Here is a 21,900-nt window from a genome sequence, read left to right on the forward strand (position 1 = left end):
GCGCTAATGGGCTGAAAGGCCTTTTTTCGTCTGTTGCCCGCACAAAAACAAACGCCCCGAACAAGTCGGGGCGTTTTGTTGGGCCTTCATCAGTGTGTTTTCACACGGTCTGTTCGGGTGGCTTTTTCATTTTGCGCCCTTATATCAATGCAATGCTTGCCCGATGGGTGCCTACAGGTATGCTGATCGCCTGCCGAGGAGATAGAAATGGCCTACGATTTTGACCTTTATGTGATTGGTGCCGGTTCCGGTGGTGTGCGGGCTGCGCGGTTTGCGGCCGGTTTTGGTGCAAAAGTGGCCGTGGCCGAGAGCCGTTATCTGGGCGGTACTTGTGTCAACGTCGGCTGCGTGCCGAAAAAACTGTTGGTGTACGGGGCGCATTTCGCCGAAGACTTCGAGCAGGCATCCGGTTTCGGCTGGAGTCTGGGGGAGGCCGGTTTCGATTGGGCAACGCTGATTGCCAACAAGGATCGCGAGATCAATCGCCTGAACGGCATTTATCGCAATTTACTGGTCAACAGCGGTGTGACCCTGCATGAAGCTCATGCCAGGATCGTGGGGCCGCATGAGGTTGAAGTCGACGGAAAGCGCTTTACTGCAAAAAATATCCTGATTGCCACGGGCGGGTGGCCGCACATCCCGCAGATTCCGGGGCACGAACATGCGATTGGCTCCAATGAGGCGTTCTTCCTCAAAGCGTTACCTAGACGCGTATTGGTGGTGGGCGGCGGTTATATCGCGGTCGAGTTCGCTGGCATCTTCCATGGCCTCGGTGCAGACACGACGCTGCTGTATCGCGGCGATCTGTTCTTGCGTGGTTTCGATGGTGCGGTGCGCAAGCATTTGCAGGAAGAACTGACCAAGCGTGGGCTGGATCTGCAATTCAATACCGATATCGCGAGCATCGAAAAACAGGCTGATGGCAGCTTGAAAGCCACCCTCAAGGATGGGCGAGTCCTTGAAGCAGATTGTATTTTCTACGCCACCGGTCGCCGTCCGATGCTGGACAATCTGGGACTGGAAAACACCGGCGTGCAGCTCAATGACAAGGGTTTCATCAAGGTCGATGAGCAGTACCAGACCACTGAGCCTTCGATCCTGGCGCTGGGCGACGTGATTGGTCGCGTGCAACTCACGCCCGTGGCGTTGGCCGAAGGTATGGCAGTGGCGCGTCGTCTGTTCAAGCCGGAGCAATACCGTCCGGTGGATTACAAGATGATCCCGACGGCGGTGTTCAGCCTGCCGAACATCGGTACGGTCGGCTTGACCGAGGAGGAGGCCCGAGAGGCGGGGCACGTTGTGGTGATTTACGAAAGCCGCTTCCGGCCGATGAAGCTGACCCTGACCGAGTGTCAGGAGCGTACGCTGATGAAGCTGGTGGTCGACGGCAAGACCGACAAAGTGCTCGGTTGCCATATGGTTGGCCCGGATGCCGGGGAAATCGTGCAGGGGCTGGCGATTGCGTTGAAGGCTGGCGCCACCAAGCGTGATTTCGACGACACGATCGGGGTTCACCCGACGGCCGCCGAAGAGTTTGTCACCATGCGTACACCGGTCGGCGCTTAAGCGTCTTTCGGTTTGGCCGGGTCTGGCGCTGCCGCAACGGTAGCCGCCAGGCGCAGGCTGTCTTCCAGGCTCGCCTGAGTCTTGGTCAACTCCTTTTCCAGTGACTGATTAAGCAACGTCTGTTCTTCGACGCTCTGCTTGAGTGTCTGACTTTCCAGTGATGCCATACGCAAGCGTTCCTGGAGGAGGGTGCGTTCGCTGTCGACCCGGGTGGCCTGCTCCAGTAGTTGGTCCTGACGCTGATTGCTCTGTTTGAGCTGCTCCTGCATCAGGCTCAATTCGCGCTGGGTGCCACGGTTCTCGGTGAGCAGGCGCTCGTTGTCGCGATGCAGCTGAGTGATTTCATCCTGTCGAACCAGTGCGCTTTGCTGTGCTTGGCGCAACTCCGTCTGCAGCTGCTGCACCTGGCCTTCGTGGCGGCTCTGTTCCTGCTCACGCTGTTCTTTGCTGGCGTTGCGGTAATGCTCCAGCGCGTCGCGGGCATGCAGGTGTTTTTCTTCTAGCGAGCGAATCTGCTCGTCCTTGTCCTGCAAGCGCAATTCAAAGTCGGCCAATGCCTGATTCAGACCGGCGTTGCGGGTTTGCTCGGTTTGCAGCATCGAGCGGGTGTTGTTCAGTGCTTCGGATTCGCGCTCCAGTGCAGCGCCCTGAATATCGTGCTGTTGCTCCAACTGCTCGAGCGCCTGGCGGGTCTGCTTAAGCTCCGACTCCAATGCCTCACGCTGCTGCCCAAACGCCTCGCGGGCCTGCTCGATGGGCTCTTGGGCTTGCTCTTTCAGGCGTTGCGCCAGGCGTGAAACCAGTGCTGTGAGCTCGTCATCAATCGGTTGCGCCGATGCCTCGATCGGCTGGGCGCCGTCATCCAGCTCCTTCAAATAGCGATGGATCGTGGTTTTCGAGCCGGTGTTACCCATTTCAATGCGTACGGCATCGATGCTCGGGTGTTCGCCTCGGGCCAGAATCGCTGTGCGCGCGATCTGAACCAGCGCTTTGGTAATGCCGCCACGGGCCATGTGAGCTCCTACGGTTATGTACTGTGGTACATGCCACTAAAGTACGCAGTGTACCATGTCAAAAATAAAGATAAATCTTTGATATTTAAGACGCGGGATATTCTGGTATTACCCAGTGTCAGGTGATTAAATCCGCTTTTTGATCTGCGAATCAGTACGTCAGCGAGAAAACAGCCCATGAGCGATATGGATCGCTATCTGCAAGCCGTCACCCGTGACAACACCCGCCGCAGCTATCGTGCGGCTATCGAACATTTCGAAGTGAGCTGGGGCGGATTTCTGCCGGCCACGGCCGACAACGTTGCGCGGTATCTGGTCGAGCATGCAGGCGTGCTGTCGATCAATACGCTCAAGCTGCGGTTGTCGGCGCTGGCGCAGTGGCACAACAGCCAAGGTTTTGCCGACCCGACCAAAGCACCCGTAGTGCGTAAGGTGTTTAAGGGCATCCGCGCTTTGCACCCGGTCCAGGAGAAGCAAGCCGAACCTCTGCAGTTACGGGATCTGGAGCAAGTCGTTGATTGGCTGGAGCAGGAGGCCAAAGCCGCGAAGGAAAAACAGGATCGACCGCAGTTGCTCAAGGCATCCCGCGATCGCGCGTTGATTCTGCTTGGCTTCTGGCGTGGTTTTCGCAGTGATGAATTGTGCCGCTTGCAGATTGAACATGTGCAGGCGCAGGCCGGCAGCGGCATTACGCTGTATCTGCCACGCAGCAAGAGTGATCGGGAAAACCTCGGGCAAACGTATCAAACCCCGGCACTTTTGAAGTTGTGCCCGGTTCAGGCATACATCGATTGGCTCAACGAAGCCGCTCTGGTGCGCGGCCCGGTTTTCCGTGGCATCGACCGCTGGGGCAATCTGTGCGAGGAGGGCTTGCACGCCAACAGTGTGATACCGCTGTTGCGTCAGGCGCTTGAGCGCGCCGGTATCGCTGCAGAGGGGTACACCAGTCACTCGCTGCGTCGCGGTTTTGCGACCTGGGCTCACCAAAGTGGTTGGGATCTGAAGTCTCTGATGAGTTACGTCGGCTGGAAGGACATGAAGTCAGCCATGCGCTATGTTGAAGCCAGCCCCTTTCAAGGGATGGCCCGGATTACGGATAAGCCGCTGTCGCCCTAGATATCGTTTTCTTCTATTAATACAGCCCGCTAATAGCGAAAACAAATCAGCAGCATCAGGTTTGCCAATGAGCCATCCGTCGAGTGAGTGGGTAGGATTCACCCCATCAACTTCATAACCCCTGACGGAGAGTCATCAATGCCTATCATCAACAGCCAAGTAAAACCGTTCAAAGCTACCGCGTTCAAAAACGGCGACTTCGTTCAAGTCTCGGACGCTGATCTGAAAGGCAAGTGGTCGGTCGTGTTCTTCTACCCAGCCGACTTCACCTTCGTTTGCCCAACCGAGCTGGAAGACCTGGCTGACAACTACGCTGCCTTCCAGAAACTGGGCGTAGAGATCTACAGCGTTTCCACCGACACCCACTTTGCCCACGCGGCCTGGCACAACACCTCGCCAGCCATCGGCAAAATCCAATACACCATGATCGGCGACCCGACTCAGGTTATCTCCCGCAACTTCGACGTGTTGATCGAAGAAGCTGGCCTGGCTGACCGTGGCACCTTCGTGATCAACCCTGAAGGCCAGATCAAAATCGTTGAGCTGAACGATGGCGGCGTTGGCCGTGACGCTTCCGAGCTGCTGCGCAAAATCAAGGCTGCGCAGTACGTTGCTGCTCACCCAGGCGAAGTTTGCCCAGCCAAATGGAAAGAAGGCGAGGCCACTCTGGCTCCGTCCCTGGACCTGGTCGGCAAGATCTAAGTCTGTGACACGCAACTCAGGGCGGGACTCCGCACCTACTTAAGTAAGCTGCACCGCCCAATAGAAAAGCCCGGGCGAGATTCGCTCGGGCTTTTTTTCGCCTTAAATAAAGGAAATCGCCCGTATGTTGGACGCCAATCTTAAAGCCCAGTTGAAATCGTACCTGGAACGGGTCACCCAGCCGATCGAGATCGTTGCTTCTCTCGATGACGGTGCGAAATCCCGTGAAATGCTTGAACTGCTCAAAGACGTTGCCAGTCTTTCGAGCCAAATTACCCTGATCGACAGCGGTGATGACGCACGCAAACCGTCGTTCTCGATCAACCGCCCGGGTGCAGACATCAGTCTGCGTTTCGCTGGCATCCCGATGGGCCACGAATTCACCTCGCTGGTGCTGGCCTTGCTGCAAGTCGGCGGCCACCCTTCGAAAGCCAGTGTTGAAGTGATCGAGCAAATCCGTTCGCTCAAAGGCGAGTTCAGCTTCGAGACTTATTTCTCGCTGTCCTGCCAGAACTGTCCGGACGTGGTCCAGGCGCTGAACCTGATGGCCGTGCTCAACCCGAATATCCGCCACGTCGCCATCGACGGCGCGCTGTTCCAGGATGAAGTCAATGATCGCAAGATCATGGCGGTGCCGAGCATCTACCTCAACGGTGAAAATTTTGGTCAGGGCCGCATGGGCCTGGAAGAAATTCTCGCCAAACTCGACACCGGAGCCATCGAGCGTCAGGCTGAGAAAATCAGCGCCAAACAAGCCTTTGATGTGCTGGTGGTTGGCGGTGGGCCGGCCGGTGCTTCAGCGGCTATCTATGCTGCGCGTAAAGGTATTCGCACCGGCGTTGCCGCCGAGCGTTTCGGCGGTCAGGTGCTGGACACCATGGCCATCGAGAACTTCATTTCCGTACAGGAGACTGAAGGCCCGAAACTGGCAACGGCCCTGGAAGAGCACGTCAAACAGTACGACGTCGATATCATGAACTTGCAACGCGCCGACAAGTTGCTTGCCGGCAAAAACGGCGAGCTGCATGAAGTCCGTTTCGCCAGCGGTGCGACGCTCAAAGCCAGGAGTGTGATCCTGGCGACCGGCGCACGGTGGCGTGAAATGAACGTACCGGGCGAGCAGGAATACCGAAACAAAGGCGTGGCTTATTGCCCGCACTGCGATGGCCCTCTGTTCAAAGGCAAGCGCGTAGCGGTAATCGGTGGCGGTAACTCCGGTGTTGAGGCAGCCATCGACCTGGCCGGTATCGTGTCTCATGTGACGCTGTTGGAGTTCGACGTACAACTGCGTGCTGACGCTGTGTTGCAGCGCAAACTTCACAGTCTGTCGAACGTGACCGTCATAACCAGTGCGCAAACCACTGAAGTGACAGGCGATGGGCAGAAGGTCAATGGCTTGCGTTACAAGGATCGTCAGGCTGACGCGTTGCGTACTGTCGAGCTGGAAGGGATCTTTGTACAGATCGGTCTGTTGCCCAACACCGACTGGCTCAAAGGCACCATCGAGTTGTCACCGCGTGGCGAGATCATTGTCGATAACCGTGGTGAAACCTCGATTCCCGGCATCTTCGCTGCGGGCGACGTGACCACCGTGCCGTACAAGCAGATCGTGATAGCGGTGGGCGAGGGCGCCAAGGCTTCGCTGAGTGCTTTCGATCACTTGATCCGCACTTCGGCTCCGGCGTAAACGTCCGGCCTGAAAACACAAAACCCCATGAGTGATCATGGGGTTTTTTGTGCCTTACACAAAAACAGCGTAGGAGTGTTGAATTACATAGGTGCTGGCTGAATGATCTCGACCCAGTAGCCGTCCGGATCCTTGATGAACGCCAGACTTTTCATGCGGCCATCACTCAGGCGTTTCTGGAAGTCGCAGCCCAGTTCTTCGAAGCGCGCGCAGGCAGCAACGATGTCCGGCACCGAGATGCAGATGTGACCGAAGCCACGCGGATCGGTGTTGCCATTGTGGTAAGCAAAGTCAGCGTCGCTCTCGGTGCCGTGGTTGTGCGTCAGCTCCAGAATGCCCGGGATCGACTTCATCCATTCGGTGCGGGCGGCGGCGTCGGCAGGGATCTGCGCCTTGTCGACCAGTGCGAGGAAATACAGGCTGAACTCGGCGTCCGGGAAATCACGTTTTTCAACCAGCGAAAAACCCAGCACGCGGGTGTAAAAGTCCAGCGACCGGGTGATGTCTTTTACACGCAGCATGGTGTGGTTGAACACGAAGTTGCGGGTTGCGCTGTCTGGCGTGGCCGTGACGCCGGGGAAGGTGTTCAGTTCTTTGAGGCTCATGGGCCCTCCAATAACGATGGGGCGAGTGAATGGACGCAATGATACGCATGCCTGTCGGCATCGCCAAACGAAAGGGCAGGCTTGCCCTCCACGCGGGCGAGCCTCAGACTTTGCCGATCAATCTGCGAGTGTCTGCGGCAATGATCCGACTGTTCAAATCCCTGTTTGTTTACTTTGTCTTTTCGCTAATCGCCATGAGCGTGTTCGCCGGCGAGCCCGATATCACCTGGCCCGCAGGCTGGGAGGTCGAAGCGCTGACTGATGTGGCGCCGCAGGTTTCCCGTCAGCGGGCGGTCAAGAACGATGCCGATGGCAATCAGGTGATGGTGATGGAACTCACGATGACTCGGGTCGAATCGGGTCATCAGGTTAACTTGCAGGGTGTGTTGCTGGAAATGCGCAAGTCGATACAAAAGGACTTTTTCCAGGGGGGGTATCAGAGTGTCTGCAATAAGGTGCATCCGACGATGCTTGGTGCTTTGTCTGCACTGGAGACGACTTGCACAGTGACCGAAAACGGCCGGCATGTGTTATCGCAAACGCTGGTGGCGGCGGTTGATGCGGATAAGGCTTATGTACTTTCCTATGCCGGCCAGGCCGAGGTTTATAAAGCAAGCGCGGAGGAGATCGTGGCGGTGAGAAACAGCTTGAAACTTTAAGTGCCTGTACTTTTCAAGGCATGGTTAGATACCTGAAGGGATTAAGCACAAAGTTTAATGATGGCCATTTCCGCAACATTGCGCGGCAAAATGTTTAGGTCTCACGAGTCGGGGAGGCTACAGAAAGCGCTCAACTTGCACGATGAAATTCATTTCATTTGTTAGATATTGTCAATAAAAAAGCCCTGCTTGATGCAGGGCTTGTTTGTTGGCGTGGGATTAACCGCGCAACCAGGAATCAACGGTGGCTGCACCGTATTGTTCCTTCCAGGCTTTAAGGCCGCGGTGGTTGCCGCCCTTGGTCTCAATCAGTTCGCCGGTGTGCGGATTCTGATAGACCTTGACCACGCGAGCGCGGCGGGTTTTAGGGGCTGCAGTAGTTTGCAGACCGGATTTTGCCGGATTCGGATCGAGAATGGCGATGATGTCTCTCAGGCCTTTGCCGTAGGTTTTCATCAGCCCTTGGAGCTTTTCTTCGAATTCGATTTCTTTCTTGAGCCCGGCATCGTTCTTCAGCGATTCCAGCTGCTTGAGCTGTTCCTGAAGGGCCTTTTCAGCTGCACGAAATTCAGCGAGTCTGGACAATATCTTTACTCCAATAGTGTGTTTGGCTGATACCAACCGCAAACAAAGCTAAAAGCCAAGAGCCTTGTAGCGACTCGGTGATAATTGGCTCACCTGCCAATCTTGCACAGGCAAGAAAAATTGTAGTTGTTAATGCCTCAGGAGTAAATCCTGACGTTGTACTTATGTAACAACAGTGGTCTTTTGTATCAATTTGGTGCGCCTTGTGGGCGCGCCACGCTTAATCTCTGGTTAGTTAATGGTGACTTAATGCACTAATGAAGTCTGCCGCCGGCATGGGTTTGCCGTAAAGATAGCCCTGCAGGAAGTTGACGTTGTGGGCAGTCAGATAGTCGGCCTGCGCCTGAGTTTCGACACCTTCGGCAACAATGCCCAGGTCCAGCTTGGCCGAGAGTTCGATGATGGTATCGAGAATATGCCGTGAGAGCGCATCGACGCCGATCATGGCGACGAAGCTCTGATCGATCTTGAGGAAATCCACATTGAATTTGCGCAAATAACCCAGGCTTGAATGACCGGTGCCGAAATCGTCGATGGCGATCATCACGCCCATGGCGTTCAGTTGTTCAAACAGTTGCCGTGTTGTCTCGGTGGGCTCGATCAGCTCGCGTTCGGTCAACTCCAGCACCAGGTTGATGCTCCCGTGTGCGAAGGCGGTGAGAAATTCGCGGCAGTCTTCCACCAGTTCCAGATCCTGACAATGGCTTGCCGTGATGTTGATACCGATATGAAACGGTGTGGTGAAGGTCGATGACGGTGGTCCCAGCAACGCCGCTGTCTGTCGCATCAAGGCGCGGGTCATTGGCACGATCAAGCCTGAGTGTTCGGCGAACGGAATAAACAGGTCCGGACGCACCAGGCCTTCTTTTGGATGGTTCCAGCGCATCAGCACCTCGGCGCCCGACCACTTTTTGCTCTCGCCATGAACCACCGGCTGGAAGTACGGAATGAATTCGCCGGCATCCAAGGCCCGGAGCATTTCGTGGCTCGGCGAGGTGGCGCGTTTTTGCAGGACATGGCTGATCGCGGCCGAGACCACGCCAAAGAAAACCAGCAGGCTGAACAGCGGCGGATACTCGTGGGTCATGTAGCGCCAGACTTCACCCTTGGGATAGCCCGCCGACACACTGAATGCGTAGCGCGAAGAGTCGAGCGTACTCTGCGCTATCGGCAGCACGGGGAGGGCACCTTTGTGTACCTCGCCATTGGCGGACAGCCAGTTGTCGCCCACTTGCAGCAAGAGCAACCTTTGCGGGCCAATCAACCGCAGCACGTTGCTCAGGTGATAGCCGTCCAGTGTCGTCAATGCACTGCCACGACCTTCGCTGAGTCGATACACCAGCAACGCAGTATTCGGTGTTACCGGGTTGCCGTTCATCAACCACAACTTGCCTTGTGTGTAATCACCAGGGTTGACGGCTTCCTTGTAGTTGCCGAACAACGAACTGCAATAGAGGTTGTGATCCCACACCAGATTGGTCGAGCGCACGAAGGGGCGGCGGGTGACTTGCTCGCGCAGGGCCAGTTTGACGTCCTCGCAACGCTGGCCGGCCAGCGGCAATAACTCGCGGGCCGCTTGGGCGGTGTTGTCGAGCATCAGCTCAAACTGGCGCAATGCCTCCACGGCTGTCTGCTGTGAGCTCTGCTGGAGAGTACGTTCGGCCTGCAGGTAAAGAATCACACTGCCCAGCAACATTGGAAGCAGGCCGCAGAGCAATGTCACGGCAATACGGGTGCTACGTTTGCGGCGAGATCTGACGGTTAGCGGCATAGGCGCATCCTGTGGCTGAAAAATGGGGCTCTCGAATGCAGACCGGGCACCGGTGCAACGCTTACAAACAGTTCGTTCAGGGGGGATGATAGATGGCGGATAACGCTTGTGCAGCCGATCAGTCGCCAGCCCGGTAAAGCCAGTGCTGTTCTGTGCGCCGCAACAGACCCCTTGCATCGCCCGCAGAAAAGCGGATTTTATAGAGAGGGCAGACAACCTTATTTACGCTGTGTAGAATCGGTTTACGCATACAATAATAATCGTCTTCTGGCAGCAGAAGCCTCGCCCGCAAGAGCCTTGGGTCGACAATGAAGATATTCGGGTTTCAACTGATCTACGGTGACTTCCTCGCCCGCAGCGTGCGTGGCATCTCCTGCGCTCCGCCCACCGCTCTCAGCATTACTGACAAATAACTCTGGTTAATTTGATAAGAATGATGAGGCGTCACCATGGCAGATTTATACGAAAACCCAATGGGCCTGATGGGCTTTGAATTCATTGAGCTCGCGTCGCCGGTACCTGGCACCCTGGAGCCGATCTTCGAGATCATGGGCTTCACCAAAGTCGCGACCCACCGCTCCAAAAACGTGCACCTGTATCGTCAGGGCGCGATCAACCTGATCCTCAACAACGAACCGAACAGCGTTGCTTCATACTTCGCGGCCGAGCACGGCCCGTCGGTGTGCGGCATGGCATTCCGGGTCAAGGATTCGCAAAAAGCCTACAACCGCGCACTGGAACTCGGCGCTCAGCCGATCCACATCGAAACAGGTCCCATGGAGCTGAACCTTCCTGCGATCAAAGGCATTGGCGGCGCGCCGCTGTACCTGATCGACCGTTTCGGCGAAGGCAGCTCGATCTATGACATCGATTTTGTGTTTATCGAAGGCGTTGATCGCAACCCGGTTGGTGCAGGCCTGAAGATCATCGACCACTTGACCCACAACGTGTATCGCGGTCGCATGGCCTACTGGGCGAACTTCTACGAGAAGTTGTTCAACTTCCGCGAGATCCGCTACTTCGACATCAAGGGCGAATACACCGGCCTGACCTCCAAAGCCATGACCGCGCCGGACGGCATGATCCGCATCCCGCTGAACGAAGAGTCGTCCAAGGGCGCCGGGCAGATCGAAGAGTTCCTGATGCAGTTCAACGGCGAGGGCATCCAGCACGTCGCGTTCCTCACCGACGACCTGATCAAGACCTGGGATCAACTGAAGAAAATCGGCATGCGCTTCATGACCGCGCCGCCGCAAACGTACTACGAGATGCTCGAAGGCCGTCTGCCGAACCACGGCGAACCCGTTGATCAATTGCAGTCGCGCGGCATTCTGCTCGACGGTTCGTCGGAGCAGGGCGACAAGCGTTTGCTGCTGCAGATCTTCTCGGAAACCCTGATGGGCCCGGTGTTCTTCGAATTCATCCAGCGCAAAGGCGACGATGGTTTCGGCGAGGGTAACTTCAAGGCACTGTTCGAATCGATCGAGCGTGATCAGGTGCGTCGTGGTGTGCTCGCCACTGAGTAATACGCAACTGAAATGAAAAATCCCGGCCTGCAGTGATGCAGGGCCGGGATTTTTTTTGTGCTGGATTTAAGATCTGCGTTGGCGCATCAGGTGTTTAAAGCCTTCGAAGATCAACACCAATACAGCCAGCCAGATCGGAATGTACGTCAGCCACTCACCCGACTTGATGCTCTCACCGAGCAACAGCGCCACACCGAGCAGCAACACCGGCTCCACATAACTCAACAACCCAAACAGACTGAAAGGCAACAAACGGCTGGCGATGATGTACACCACCAACGCCGAAGCACTGATCAGGCCCAGCAACGGAATCAGCCACAGCAGCCCCGGGTATTGATCGAACACAGTAAAACCCTGCTCGCCGCCGTGCACAAACCAGTAGGCAACCGGCAGCATCAGGCTCATGTCGACCCACAGCCCGCCGAGGTTGTCGGTGTTCAGGTATTTGCGTAGCACGAAGTACAGCGGATAACCGACCACGACCACCAGCGTCGCCCAGGAAAAACCGCCGACCTGATACAGCTCGTTCAACACGCCGAGTGTTGCGAAGAACACCGCCACCTTTTGCAGGTACGACAGGCTCTCGCCGTAGGCGATCCGGCCGGTCAGCACCATCGCCAGAGGCAGCAGGAAGTAGCCCAGCGATACGTCGAGGCTGTAGCCGTTGAGCGGCGCCCACATGAACAGCCACAACTGCACGCCGAGCAGGGCGGCCGAGACGAACAGCCCGGTGATCAGTTTCGGCTTCGATGCCATCAGGCGAACCAGCTCCAGCACCCGACGCCATTCGCCGGACACCAGCATGAACACGGTCATGCATGGCACGGTCAGCAGCATTCGCCAGCCAAAAATCTCCACGCCACTCAACGGGGTGAGCAGCGAAGTGTAGTAATACATGACGGCAAACAGCACCGAGGCTGAAACCGATAGAGCGATACCTTTAGACAAACTGTCCTCGCGGGTGGGTGATCGAACGGGGCGCGAAGGATACGTGGTATTTGTGCTGAATATTGGCCGGATGTTCAATATTCAGGACATGGTCGTGAATGCTATCGCTGGCAAGCCAGTTCCCGCAGATTGCATGTTGAACGATAGCTTGCGTTTCAACACAGAGCATGGCGGGAACTGGCTTGCCTGCGATGCTTTCAGGCCTGACGCGGTGTACGGCCCGACACAAAATGGCTCACATCATTGAAGCCTGGTGTCGATGAATGCCCCGGCGTCACCAGCGAATCGATAAACGCCTCATCTTCAGCCGTGATCTTCACCGCCTGCGCCTTGGTGTACGCATCCCACTGAGCTTCAGTGCGCGGCCCGACAATCGCCGACGTCACGGCGCTGTTGTTCAACACCCAGGCAATGGCAAATTCAACCATCCCGACCCCGCGCTGTTCGGTGTACTGGTGAATCTGTTGGGCAATGCGCAGCGATTCCACGCGCCATTCGGTTTCCAGAATGCGTTTGTCCTGACGCCCGGCGCGGCTGTTGGCGTCGGGTTTCACGTCCGGCGCGTATTTGCCGCTGAGCACGCCACGGGCCAGCGGGCTATAGGGCACCACGCCCAGGCCATAGGTTTGCGCAGCCGTGATTTGCTCAGCCTCGGCCTGCCGGTTGACGATGTTGTACAGCGGCTGGCTGATCACCGGGCGATCGACGCCGAGGTTGTCAGCGATGCGAATCACCTCGGCAATCCGCCAGCCCCGGTAGTTCGACAGGCCCCAGTAACGAATCTTGCCCTGACGGATCAGATCGCCAATCGCCGAGACGGTGACTTCCAGCGGCGTGTTGTGGTCTTCGCGGTGCAGGTAATAGATGTCGAGATAGTCAGTGGCCAGCCGCGTCAGGCTGGCATCGAGGCCGTTGAAGATGTGTTTACGGCTTAAACCGCTGCGGTTCGGCACACCGTCCACCGGGCCAAAACCGACCTTGCTCGCCACTACCCATTCATGCCGATGGCGGGCAATCGCTTCGCCGACGATTTCTTCCGAGCGACCTTGGGTGTAAACGTCAGCGGTGTCGATAAAATTGATGCCCTGATCCCACGCCTTGTCGATGATGCGCAGCGACTCCTCGGTGCTGGTCTGTTCGCCAAACATCATCGTGCCGAGGCTGAGGGTGGACACCTGCAACCCCGAATGACCCAGTGTGCGATAGCTCATGCCGAAATCCTTTTGTCAGTGGGAAAGCGCTAATCAAATACCAGAACCATCGGATGCGGCAAAGTGAATTATCGACTCAACACAAGGCAGCGCTCGCGCAAAAACGCCTGCAACACCCTGACCTTTTCCGATACCTGCAGCCGATGCGGGCACAGTAAATTGAACGGCACGCTTTCACCCTGCCAGTCATCAAACAGCGTTACCAGTCGCCCGGCGCGCACGTCTTCGGCGACGTCGAGCCACGCCTTGTAGGCGATGCCATGGCCGGCCAATGCCCAGCGGCGGGCGACTTCGCCGTCGTCGCTGAGGTAATCACCATCCACATCGACGTCCAGCATTTGATCGCCGCGACTGAAGTGCCAAGTGTTATAGAACCCGCCATTACGCAAGTAGAGCAGGGCGCTGTGTTCACTTAATTGAGTCGGGGGAACGTTCTGACGTGATCAGGCCCGCAGCGTGCGCGTCATCCGCAGCGCCAGCAAACTCCCGCCAACAATCACCCCCGCCAGCAGGTACAACGCCAAATCGGTCGAGCCGGTGCTGTCCTTGACCCCACCCACCAGATACGGACTGAGGAACCCGGCCATCTGCCCCATCGAGTTGATCAAAGCCAGACCACCCGCCGCCTCGCCTGCACTGAGCATCGCCGTCGGCACTGGCCAGAACATCGGCAGGCCGGTGAGGGCGCCCATGGTCGCGATGGTCAGCCCTAGAATCGCAATCGCCGGGTTAGCGGCGAAATTCACCGCGATGATCAGACCGCTAGCCCCCATCAGCATCGGCACCACCAGATGCCAGCAACGTTCCTTGTGCAAGTCTGCCGAGCGACCGACCATCAGCATAAACACCGCTGCCAGCAGATACGGGATCGCGCTCAGCCAGCCGATCACCAGGTTGTCGCTGAAACCGAGGTTCTTGATGATTGACGGCAGCCAGAAGTTGATCGCGTAGACGCCGCTCTGGATGCAGAAATAGATCAGGCCAAACGCCCAGATCGCCGGATTCTTGAACACAGCGATCAGCGAATCCGAAGTGGTTTTCGGCTTGTTCGCCAGGTCTTCGGCCTGATCCGCTTCCAGTACAGAGCGCTCATGCGCGGTCAGCCATTTGGCCGTTGCGAAGTTATCGCTGAGCAGGAAGTACGCCAGCGCGCCCAGCACCACGGTCGGAATGCCTTGCAGCAGGAACATCCACTGCCAACCGGCCAAACCAGCTTGTCCGGCGCCAAAATGGTTGAGAATCCAACCCGAAAATGGGCTGCCGAGCAACCCGGAGACCGGGATCGCCGACATGAACAGCGCCATGATCCGGCCACGGCGCAAGGTCGGGAACCACTGCGAGAGGTACAACACCACGCCCGGGAAGAACCCGGCTTCAGCCGCACCGGTAAACAAACGTAAGGTGTAGAACTCGGTCGGTGTGGTGACGAACAACAGGCAGGTCGACAAGACGCCCCAGGTGATCATCATCAGCGCGATCCAGCGCCGTGGCCCGAATTTGCTCAGCGCCAGGTTGCTCGGTACGCCGCACAGCACGTAGCCGATGAAGAAGATGCCGGCACCGAGGCCGTACACGGTTTCGCTGAATTTCAGTGCATCGAGCATCTGCAGTTTGGCGAATCCAACGTTGACCCGGTCGAGGTAGTTGAACAAGTAGCAGATGAAAATGAAGGGGATTAAACGCAAGGTGACGCGTTTATAAACGGCATTCTTTACGTCTTCGATGGTCTGGGTAGCTGCGGCGCTCTGCGACATAGCGGCTCTCTCTTTATTATGATTTTTTGCGATGCAACGGGTAACGTTGATCGCCCCGAGAGTCTCGGCCACCTGTGGCCGGATTGTCTTTGTGCCTGAGCACAGGGTTTACCGCCAGACCCTGTGCGGCTGAACAACGTGTCCGCACCTGTTTTCAAGGATTTCAGCGCTTATGTTCGAACTCGACCACGACCTCGCCCAAGACATCGTTGACCGGGCCATGGCCATTTTGCCCTACAACGTCAACGTCATGGACAGCCAGGGGTTGATCCTTGGCAGCGGCGAACCGGAGCGCATCAACACCCGTCATGAAGGTGCGCAACTGGTGCTGGCCAATGGTCGGGTGGTGGAGATCGACGGCCCGACTGCCCTGCATTTGAAAGGCGTGCAGCCTGGCATCAACCTGCCGCTGCTGCTCGATCAACGCTTGATCGGCGTGCTTGGCATCACTGGCGAACCGGAGCAATTGCGCACCTACGCCGAACTGGTACGCATGACGGCGGAAATGCTGGTGGGCCAGCGCAATCAGCAGGCCGAACAGCAATGGCGCCGTCAGCGTTGCGATGATCTGTTGGCGTTGTTGCTGAGCGAAGCAGGGGATTCGCCGCGCTTGGTCGACGAAGCGCAGCAGATGGGACTCAAGCCGCAATTGACCCGCGTGCCGTATCTGTTCGAGTTGGGGCAGGAACACGGGCCGGGGCAAACTGTCGAGGCGCTGAGTGCCTGGTTGATGTCGCGTTACCCGGATAGCTGGTGCGTCAGTTCGGCGAAGTCGTCGCTGCTCTGGTGTCGGCCGGCGAGTCAGAGCGTGGAGCATGATCGTTTGCTGGAGAAACTCGATGGCCTGGGCTGGAATGTTCTGCGCATCGCCGTCGGCGGACAGGCGGATGGGCTGGCCGGGTTGCGCCGTTGTTATCGACGGGTAGGCGATTTGCTCGCTTATGGCCGTGAGGTGCTGCCGCACTCGCGATTGCTGATCCTCAATCGTTATCGGCTGCCGGTCATGCTGTGGCGCCATCGTAACGATGATGCGCTGGACGAGTTGCTCAAACCGTTACGCAAAGTCATCGCCAAGGACGGTAACGGTCAATTACTGGCGACGCTGCGCAGTTGGTGTGAACACGATGGGCAGAGTCAGGCGTGTGCCGATGCGCTGGGGATTCACCGCAATAGCCTGCGCTATCGGATGGAGCGGATTGCCGAGATCAGTGGAGTGGACCCGTTACGGCTGGAGGGGATGCTGGCGCTGTATCTTGGCGTGCAGCTTTTGCCGCAGACAGACCCGGGTTAGTCGCTGATCTCAGTGACGCCTTCGCGAGCACGTCTTCATGGCTTTTGTAGAAATGACCAATAAACGCCCGCAACAATTGTGCGACGGACAGGCGTCAATGCGCATGCCGACTGGCAGCATGAGGGGCATTGGAACTGGAGAATTCACATGAAGATCGTCATCGCCCCCGATTCGTTCAAGGACAGCCTGAGTGCCCAAGGCGTCGCTGAAGCCATTGCGCTGGGGCTGGCGCAAGTCTGGCCGCACGCCACGCTGGTCAAATGCCCCATGGCTGACGGCGGCGAAGGCACGGTCGAGTCGATTCTCGCCGCGTGCGAAGGCGAGTTGCGCCGCACCCGCGTGCGTGGCCCGTTGGGCGCACCGGTTGACGCGGCGTGGGGCTGGTTGCCGCACAGCCACACGGCGATCATCGAAATGGCCGAGGCCAGCGGCCTGCAACTGGTGCCGCCGGGGCAGCGTGATGCCTGTATCAGCAGCACCTTCGGCACCGGCGAGCTGATTCGCGCCGCGCTGGATGCCGGGGCACAGCGGGTGATCCTGGCGATTGGCGGCAGTGCGACCAATGACGGCGGCGCCGGGGCACTGCAGGCGTTGGGGATCAAACTGCTTGATGCACAAGGGCAGACGCTGGTGCCGGGCGGTCTGGCGTTGGCGCAATTGGCAAGGCTGGATCTCACTGGCCTGGACGAGCGTCTGGCCGAGGTGCGTTTTGACATCGCGGCGGACGTCAACAACCCGCTGTGCGGCCCCCACGGTGCTTCGGCGATCTTTGGTCCGCAGAAAGGTGCATCGCCTGCGCAGGTTCAACAACTGGATCAGGCACTTGGGCACTACGCCGAACTGTGCGCGCAGGCGTTAGGCAAAGACGTTCGTGATGAACCGGGCAGCGGGGCGGCGGGTGGCTTGGGTTTTGCCGCCAAGGCATTTCTCGGCGCGCAATTTCAGGCGGGCGTTGAGGTGGTCGCCGAGTTGGTGGGGCTGGCAGAAGCGGTAAAAGGCGCCGATCTGGTCATCACTGGCGAAGGGCGTTTCGACGCGCAGACCTTGCGCGGCAAGACCCCGTTCGGCGTGGCGCGGATTGCCAAACAGCACAAGGTGCCGGTGATCGTCATCGCCGGGACATTGGGCGAGGGTTATCAGGAGCTCTACGCCCATGGCATCGATGCAGCATTCGCTGTGACCAGTGGCCCGATGACGCTGGAACAGGCCTGCGCCGAAGCGCCTCGACTGTTGCGTGAGCGCGCCACTGATATCGCGCGTGTCTGGCAACTCTCCAGCCAACGCTGACCCACTCTGGAGCCACCTTCGGCTGCTCCGCAATCAGGGTGTGCACATTGTTCCAATTGTGTAACACCCTGAAAAATATTTGCGCTTGACCCAAAAACTTCCTAAAGCCTGGCCGATACAACCAATAGGCGCGCACAAGAACATCAACCCCCGTGACGCCGGACTGAAGCCTGCTCCACAGGCCAATGATCACGGCAAGGACGCTCGTAGTTTCTATCTTTCGAGAGTCCACTATGTCCTTGCGTAACCTGAATATCGCGCCCCGTGCTTTCCTCGGTTTTGCCTTTATCGCCTTGCTGGTAATTGTGCTCGGCATGTTCGCCGTCAATCGCATGTCGACCATCCGCCAGGCCTCCATCGACATGGACACCAACCAACTGCCGAGCGTGACGCAGCTTGGTGTCATGACGGAAAACGTTCTGCGCCTGCGGATTCTGTCGTTTCGCGTGCTGGTCAATCGCGAACCCGCCGGTCTACAGGAAGCACAGACCCGCATTGCTGTACTGGTCGATAAAGTCCGCAGCGCCCAGGCCGCCTATGCTGCGCTGCCGGCAGGCACAGAAGAGCGAGCGCTGTATCAGACCTTCACGGCGACGCTGGACAACTATCTGCAAGCGCAAAACCAGATGTTGGAGCTGTCCCGTCAGGACAAGCTCGATGAGTTGCGCACGCTGATCAACACGCGGATCAAGGACGGCACCGACCGGATGGGCGAGCAGCTCAACAAACTGATCGCGATCAACGGTGCAGGGGCGAAAGCAGCCTCCGAGCAGGCCAGTGACTATTACGACAGCGCCATCACCGGCATCATCATCGTCGCGGTCGTTGCCGCGCTGGCGACCGTGTTGCTGGCCTGGCTGCTGACCCGCAGCATCGTCACACCGCTGAACCGCGCAGTGGCGGCCGCGCAAACCATCGCAGGCGGCAACCTCACCACCCTCATCGAAGTCGATGGCAAGGACGAACCGGCGCGCCTGCTCGAAGCCCTTGTGGCCATGCAAACGAACCTGCGTAAAACCATCGAGCAGATTGCCGGCTCCGCCACACAGTTGGGGGCCGCCGCCGAGGAACTCAGCGCCGTGACCGAAGAGGCCTCCCGTGGCCTGCAACAGCAGAACAACGAAATCGAACAAGCGGCTACCGCTGTCAACGAGATGACCGCCGCTGTTGAAGAAGTGGCGCGCAATGCCGTGTCGACCTCCGAAGCCTCGAACCAATCGACCCACGCCGCGCGCGAAGGTCGCGATCAGGTGGTGAAAACCGTCGACGCGATCCAGACCATGACCCACGACGTGCAGAACACCGCGCACATGGTCGAAGGCCTCGCAGCGCAGGGGCGCGACATCGGCAAAGTGCTCGACGTGATCCGCGCCATCGCCGAACAGACCAACCTGCTGGCTCTCAACGCAGCCATCGAAGCGGCACGTGCCGGTGAGGCCGGACGCGGTTTCGCCGTGGTTGCCGACGAAGTGCGAGCGCTGGCCCATCGCACGGCGCAGTCGACGCAGGAAATCGAAAAAATGGTTGCCGGCATCCAGAACGGCACTGGCGAAGCGGTTTCGTCGATGCAGCAAAGCAACCAGCGCACCCAAACCACGCTGGAAATGGCCCGCGCCGCCGGTGTGGCACTGGAGCAAATCACTCAGTCGATCCACCAGATCAACGAGCGCAACCTGGTGATCGCCAGCGCCTCGGAAGAGCAGGCGCAGGTGTCCCGTGAAGTTGACCGCAATCTCGTCAACATCCGCGACCTGGCCACGCAATCGGCCGCAGGCGCCAACCAGACCAGCGCCGCGACCCACGAACTGTCGCGTCTGGCGGCGGATTTGAACGCCATGGTGGCGCGTTTTGTGATTTGAGATAGGGTGAAGGCTGGAGACCGCGCCATCAGGAGACGTACATGCGCTATTCAGCCTTGACCCAACGAATCGCCGGGGAGGGTGCAGCGGCCTGGCAGATTCACGACCGAGCGCTGGCGTTGCGCGCCGAGGGTGTCGATATATTGCTGCTGAGCGTGGGCGATCCGGATTTCGATACGCCGCTGCCGATTATCCACGGCGCCATCGACAGTTTGCTGGCAGGTGATACCCATTATTCCGAAGTGCGCGGCCGTTTGGCGCTGCGCCAGTTGATTGCCGCACGCCATCGGCGGCGCAGTGGTCAAACGGTCGATGCCGACCATGTGATTGTCATGCCCGGCGCGCAATGCGCGGTGTATTCGGTGGCGCAATGCCTGCTCGATCCGAGTGACGAGGTGATTGTCGCCGAGCCGATGTACGTGACCTACGAAGGCGTGTTTGGCGCCTGTGGCGCGACGGTGGTGCCGGTGCCGGTACGGCCGGAAAACGGCTTTCGCGTAGACCCCGCCGATGTCGCCGCGCGCATCACCCCCAAGACCCGCGCCATGCTGCTCAACAGTCCGAACAATCCCAGCGGGGCCAGTTTGCCGCTGCTGATCTGGCAGGAACTGGCGGCCTTGTGCATTCGTCACGATTTGTGGCTGATCAGCGATGAGGTCTACAGCGAACTGCTTTACGAGGGCGAGCACGTCAGCCCGGCGAGCCTGCCGGGCATGGCCGAGCGCACCGCGACGATCAATAGCCTGTCCAAATCCCACGCCATGACCGGCTGGCGCATCGGCTGGATGATCGGGCCGAAATCATTGGCTGAGCACTTGGTAAACCTGTCGCTGAGCATGTTGTTCGGCTTGCCGGATTTCGTCCAGAAAGCCGCGCAAGTGGCGCTGGAAACGGATTTGCCCGAAGTGACGCAGATGCGCGAGGAGTATCGCCTGCGTCGCGATCTGGTGTGCGAGCGGTTGCGCGGCTGTCCGGGTTTGCAGCCGATCCGGCCGGATGGCGGGATGTTCGTGATGGTCGATATCCGCCAGACCGGGCTCGGCGCGCAGGCGTTTGCCGAGCGGTTGCTGGAGGGCTATGGCGTGTCGGTGCTGGCCGGTGAAGCCTTCGGGCCGAGTGCGGCGGGGCATATTCGCATCGGGTTGGTGGTGGACCGGGTGAAACTGGCCGATGCCTGTGCGCGGATTGCCCTGTGTGCGGCGCAGTTGTTACAGATGCGCCGTGCCTGAGGGGTTTTGTGTTGCCTGAACGGGCCCCTTCGCGAGCAAGCGCGCTCCCACAGTGGCGTGCATTTCAAATGCGGGCTTGCTCGCGAAAACGGTCTGTCAGGCGACGGTTTTTCAGCCTTGCCAGGCCAATGGATTGACCAGATTCAAAGGCTTCTCCCCACCCAACGCCAGCAACAGATTCTCCACGGCACAGCGCGCCATCGCCTCGCGTGTCTCGTGGGTCGCCGATCCCATATGCGGCGTCGCCACCACATTATTGAGCTGCAACAACGGCGAGTCCTGATTCAACGGCTCACGCTCGAACACATCCAGGCCCGCCGCGCGAATCCGGTTATGGCGCAGTGCATCGATCAGCGCCTCCTCATCGACAACCTTGCCCCGGGAGATATTGATGAAGATGCTTTGCGGGCGCATCAGCGCGAACTGCTCAGCGCCGATCAGCCCTTCGGTTTGCGCGGTCAGCGGCAAGGTCAGGCAGATGAAATCGGCTTGCTTCAGCAAGTCTTCAAGGCTGCGGTACTGCGCATCAAAGCGATCCTCTACTGCCGGCTTACGCGACTGGCTGTGATAGATCACCGGCATGCCAAAGCCGAAATGTCCGCGCTGGGCCAATGCTTCGCCAATGCGGCCCATGCCGATGATGCCCAGCGTCTTGCCGTGCACATCGGTGCCGAAATGTGCCGGCCCGATGCTGCGCTGCCATTGGCCGCTGCGCACCATGTTGGCCAGTTCCACCACGCGCCGGGCCGCCGCCAGGATCAAGGCGAAACCGGTGTCGGCGGTGGTTTCGGTGAGTACGTCCGGGGTGTTGGTCAGCAGGATCTTGCGCCGCGTCAGGTAGTCGATGTCGTAGTTGTCGACGCCCACCGAAACGCTGGCGATGGCTTCGAGTTGTGGCGCCAGATCGAGCAACGGCGCATCGAGTTTCAGGCTGGCGCCGAGCAAGCCTTGGGCGCGGGGCAGGGCATCGCGCAGTTGCATGAGGCCGTCGGCATCGAGGCTGTCGATCAGCGTCACTTCGCACTGTTCTTGCAAACGCGCCATTAGCGCGGGCGAAAGTTTCTTGTACAACACGACCTGTTTTTTCATGG

19 protein-coding genes and 1 pseudogene are annotated in these 21,900 nt (G+C 58.5%); 11 read left to right on the forward strand and 9 right to left on the reverse strand.

All coding sequences use genetic code 11. The features are described 5' to 3' along the window. Positions 1-224, forward strand: a 224-nt coding sequence (locus AACY11_RS25745; protein ID WP_339496010.1) for a hypothetical protein, incomplete at its 5' end; no start/stop codon positions are given. After that, the gene (gene gorA, locus AACY11_RS25750) at positions 208-1,566 is read left to right on the forward strand and encodes a glutathione-disulfide reductase (protein ID WP_339466557.1); all 1,359 of its coding nucleotides are present in this window, start codon (positions 208-210) and stop codon (positions 1,564-1,566) included. The genes AACY11_RS25745 and gorA, both read left to right, overlap by 17 nt. On the opposite strand, the gene AACY11_RS25755 is transcribed toward gorA, so the two are convergent. Beyond that, positions 1,563-2,579: a DNA-binding protein gene (locus AACY11_RS25755; RefSeq protein ID WP_339496011.1), complete on the reverse strand. Its 1,017-nt coding sequence runs from the start codon at positions 2,577-2,579 to the stop codon at positions 1,563-1,565. The two genes, gorA and AACY11_RS25755, sit on opposite strands and share 4 nt — an antisense overlap. Before the next feature lie 177 nt (positions 2,580-2,756). On the opposite strand from AACY11_RS25755, the gene AACY11_RS25760 reads away from it, so the two are divergent. The 3 genes from AACY11_RS25760 (at position 2,757) to ahpF (ending at position 6,084) form a co-directional block, all read left to right on the forward strand. Continuing rightward, the gene (locus AACY11_RS25760) at positions 2,757-3,695 is read left to right on the forward strand and encodes a site-specific integrase (protein ID WP_339496012.1); all 939 of its coding nucleotides are present in this window, start codon (positions 2,757-2,759) and stop codon (positions 3,693-3,695) included. A gap of 138 nt (positions 3,696-3,833) precedes the next feature. Next, the gene (gene ahpC, locus AACY11_RS25765) at positions 3,834-4,397 is read left to right on the forward strand and encodes an alkyl hydroperoxide reductase subunit C (RefSeq protein WP_007958941.1); all 564 of its coding nucleotides are present in this window, start codon (positions 3,834-3,836) and stop codon (positions 4,395-4,397) included. 124 nt (positions 4,398-4,521) lie between these two features. Beyond that, on the forward strand, positions 4,522-6,084 hold the full coding sequence (gene ahpF, locus AACY11_RS25770; RefSeq protein WP_339466551.1) for an alkyl hydroperoxide reductase subunit F: 1,563 nt from the start codon (positions 4,522-4,524) through the stop codon (positions 6,082-6,084). 83 nt (positions 6,085-6,167) lie between these two features. Here ahpF and gloA read toward each other — a convergent pair whose 3' ends face one another. Then, entirely contained in the window at positions 6,168-6,689 is a 522-nt protein-coding gene (gloA, locus tag AACY11_RS25775) for a lactoylglutathione lyase (RefSeq protein ID WP_339466550.1), read from the reverse strand. Between the two features lie 140 nt (positions 6,690-6,829). On the opposite strand from gloA, the gene AACY11_RS25780 reads away from it, so the two are divergent. After that, positions 6,830-7,348 (forward strand): DUF4946 domain-containing protein, encoded by a 519-nt coding sequence (locus tag AACY11_RS25780; RefSeq protein ID WP_339466561.1) that lies wholly within the window; start codon positions 6,830-6,832, stop codon positions 7,346-7,348. Between the two features lie 219 nt (positions 7,349-7,567). Here the strand turns inward: AACY11_RS25780 and AACY11_RS25785 are convergent, their stop codons facing one another. Next, positions 7,568-7,933 (reverse strand): histone-like nucleoid-structuring protein, MvaT/MvaU family, encoded by a 366-nt coding sequence (locus AACY11_RS25785; RefSeq protein WP_221729758.1) that lies wholly within the window; start codon positions 7,931-7,933, stop codon positions 7,568-7,570. A gap of 235 nt (positions 7,934-8,168) precedes the next feature. Continuing rightward, the gene (locus AACY11_RS25790) at positions 8,169-9,704 is read right to left on the reverse strand and encodes a cyclic diguanylate phosphodiesterase (RefSeq protein WP_339496013.1); all 1,536 of its coding nucleotides are present in this window, start codon (positions 9,702-9,704) and stop codon (positions 8,169-8,171) included. Positions 9,705-10,153: 449 nt separating this feature from the next. Between AACY11_RS25790 and hppD the strand changes: the two genes are divergently transcribed. Then, positions 10,154-11,230, forward strand: a complete 1,077-nt coding sequence (gene hppD, locus AACY11_RS25795) for a 4-hydroxyphenylpyruvate dioxygenase (protein WP_339466548.1) — start codon at positions 10,154-10,156, stop codon at positions 11,228-11,230. Positions 11,231-11,296: 66 nt separating this feature from the next. On the opposite strand, the gene rarD is transcribed toward hppD, so the two are convergent. From rarD to AACY11_RS25815, 4 genes and pseudogenes are all read right to left on the reverse strand, one after another. Beyond that, positions 11,297-12,178: an EamA family transporter RarD gene (gene rarD / locus AACY11_RS25800; RefSeq protein ID WP_339466546.1), complete on the reverse strand. Its 882-nt coding sequence runs from the start codon at positions 12,176-12,178 to the stop codon at positions 11,297-11,299. A gap of 197 nt (positions 12,179-12,375) precedes the next feature. Next, entirely contained in the window at positions 12,376-13,389 is a 1,014-nt protein-coding gene (locus tag AACY11_RS25805; RefSeq protein ID WP_339496014.1) for an aldo/keto reductase, read from the reverse strand. 68 nt (positions 13,390-13,457) lie between these two features. Beyond that, positions 13,458-13,817, reverse strand: a pseudogene (locus AACY11_RS25810) (LysR substrate-binding domain-containing protein); the annotation flags it as partial. A gap of 15 nt (positions 13,818-13,832) precedes the next feature. Further along, on the reverse strand, positions 13,833-15,143 hold the full coding sequence (locus AACY11_RS25815; protein WP_339496015.1) for an MFS transporter: 1,311 nt from the start codon (positions 15,141-15,143) through the stop codon (positions 13,833-13,835). 172 nt (positions 15,144-15,315) lie between these two features. On the opposite strand from AACY11_RS25815, the gene AACY11_RS25820 reads away from it, so the two are divergent. The 4 genes from AACY11_RS25820 to AACY11_RS25835 all read left to right on the forward strand — a co-directional run bounded on the left by AACY11_RS25820 (position 15,316) and on the right by AACY11_RS25835 (position 20,809). Further along, complete coding sequence (locus AACY11_RS25820; RefSeq protein ID WP_339466543.1) at positions 15,316-16,434, forward strand: sugar diacid recognition domain-containing protein; 1,119 nt, start codon at positions 15,316-15,318, stop codon at positions 16,432-16,434. Positions 16,435-16,581: 147 nt separating this feature from the next. After that, a complete protein-coding gene (locus tag AACY11_RS25825) occupies positions 16,582-17,721 on the forward strand; it encodes a glycerate kinase (protein ID WP_339496016.1) in 1,140 nt (379 codons plus the stop codon). Positions 17,722-17,954: 233 nt separating this feature from the next. Further along, on the forward strand, positions 17,955-19,580 hold the full coding sequence (locus AACY11_RS25830; RefSeq protein WP_339496017.1) for a methyl-accepting chemotaxis protein: 1,626 nt from the start codon (positions 17,955-17,957) through the stop codon (positions 19,578-19,580). Positions 19,581-19,621: 41 nt separating this feature from the next. Next, positions 19,622-20,809 carry a pyridoxal phosphate-dependent aminotransferase gene (locus AACY11_RS25835; protein WP_339496018.1) on the forward strand — a complete coding sequence of 396 codons (1,188 nt, stop codon included), beginning with the start codon at positions 19,622-19,624 and terminating at the stop codon, positions 20,807-20,809. Positions 20,810-20,920: 111 nt separating this feature from the next. Here the strand turns inward: AACY11_RS25835 and AACY11_RS25840 are convergent, their stop codons facing one another. Then, on the reverse strand, positions 20,921-21,898 hold the full coding sequence (locus AACY11_RS25840) for a 2-hydroxyacid dehydrogenase (RefSeq protein ID WP_339496019.1): 978 nt from the start codon (positions 21,896-21,898) through the stop codon (positions 20,921-20,923). Positions 21,899-21,900: the final 2 nt, after the last annotated feature.

Source organism: Pseudomonas sp. RA_105y_Pfl2_P56, assembly GCF_963970845.1.
GTDB classification, from domain to species: Bacteria; Pseudomonadota; Gammaproteobacteria; order Pseudomonadales; family Pseudomonadaceae; genus Aquipseudomonas; species Aquipseudomonas baetica_A.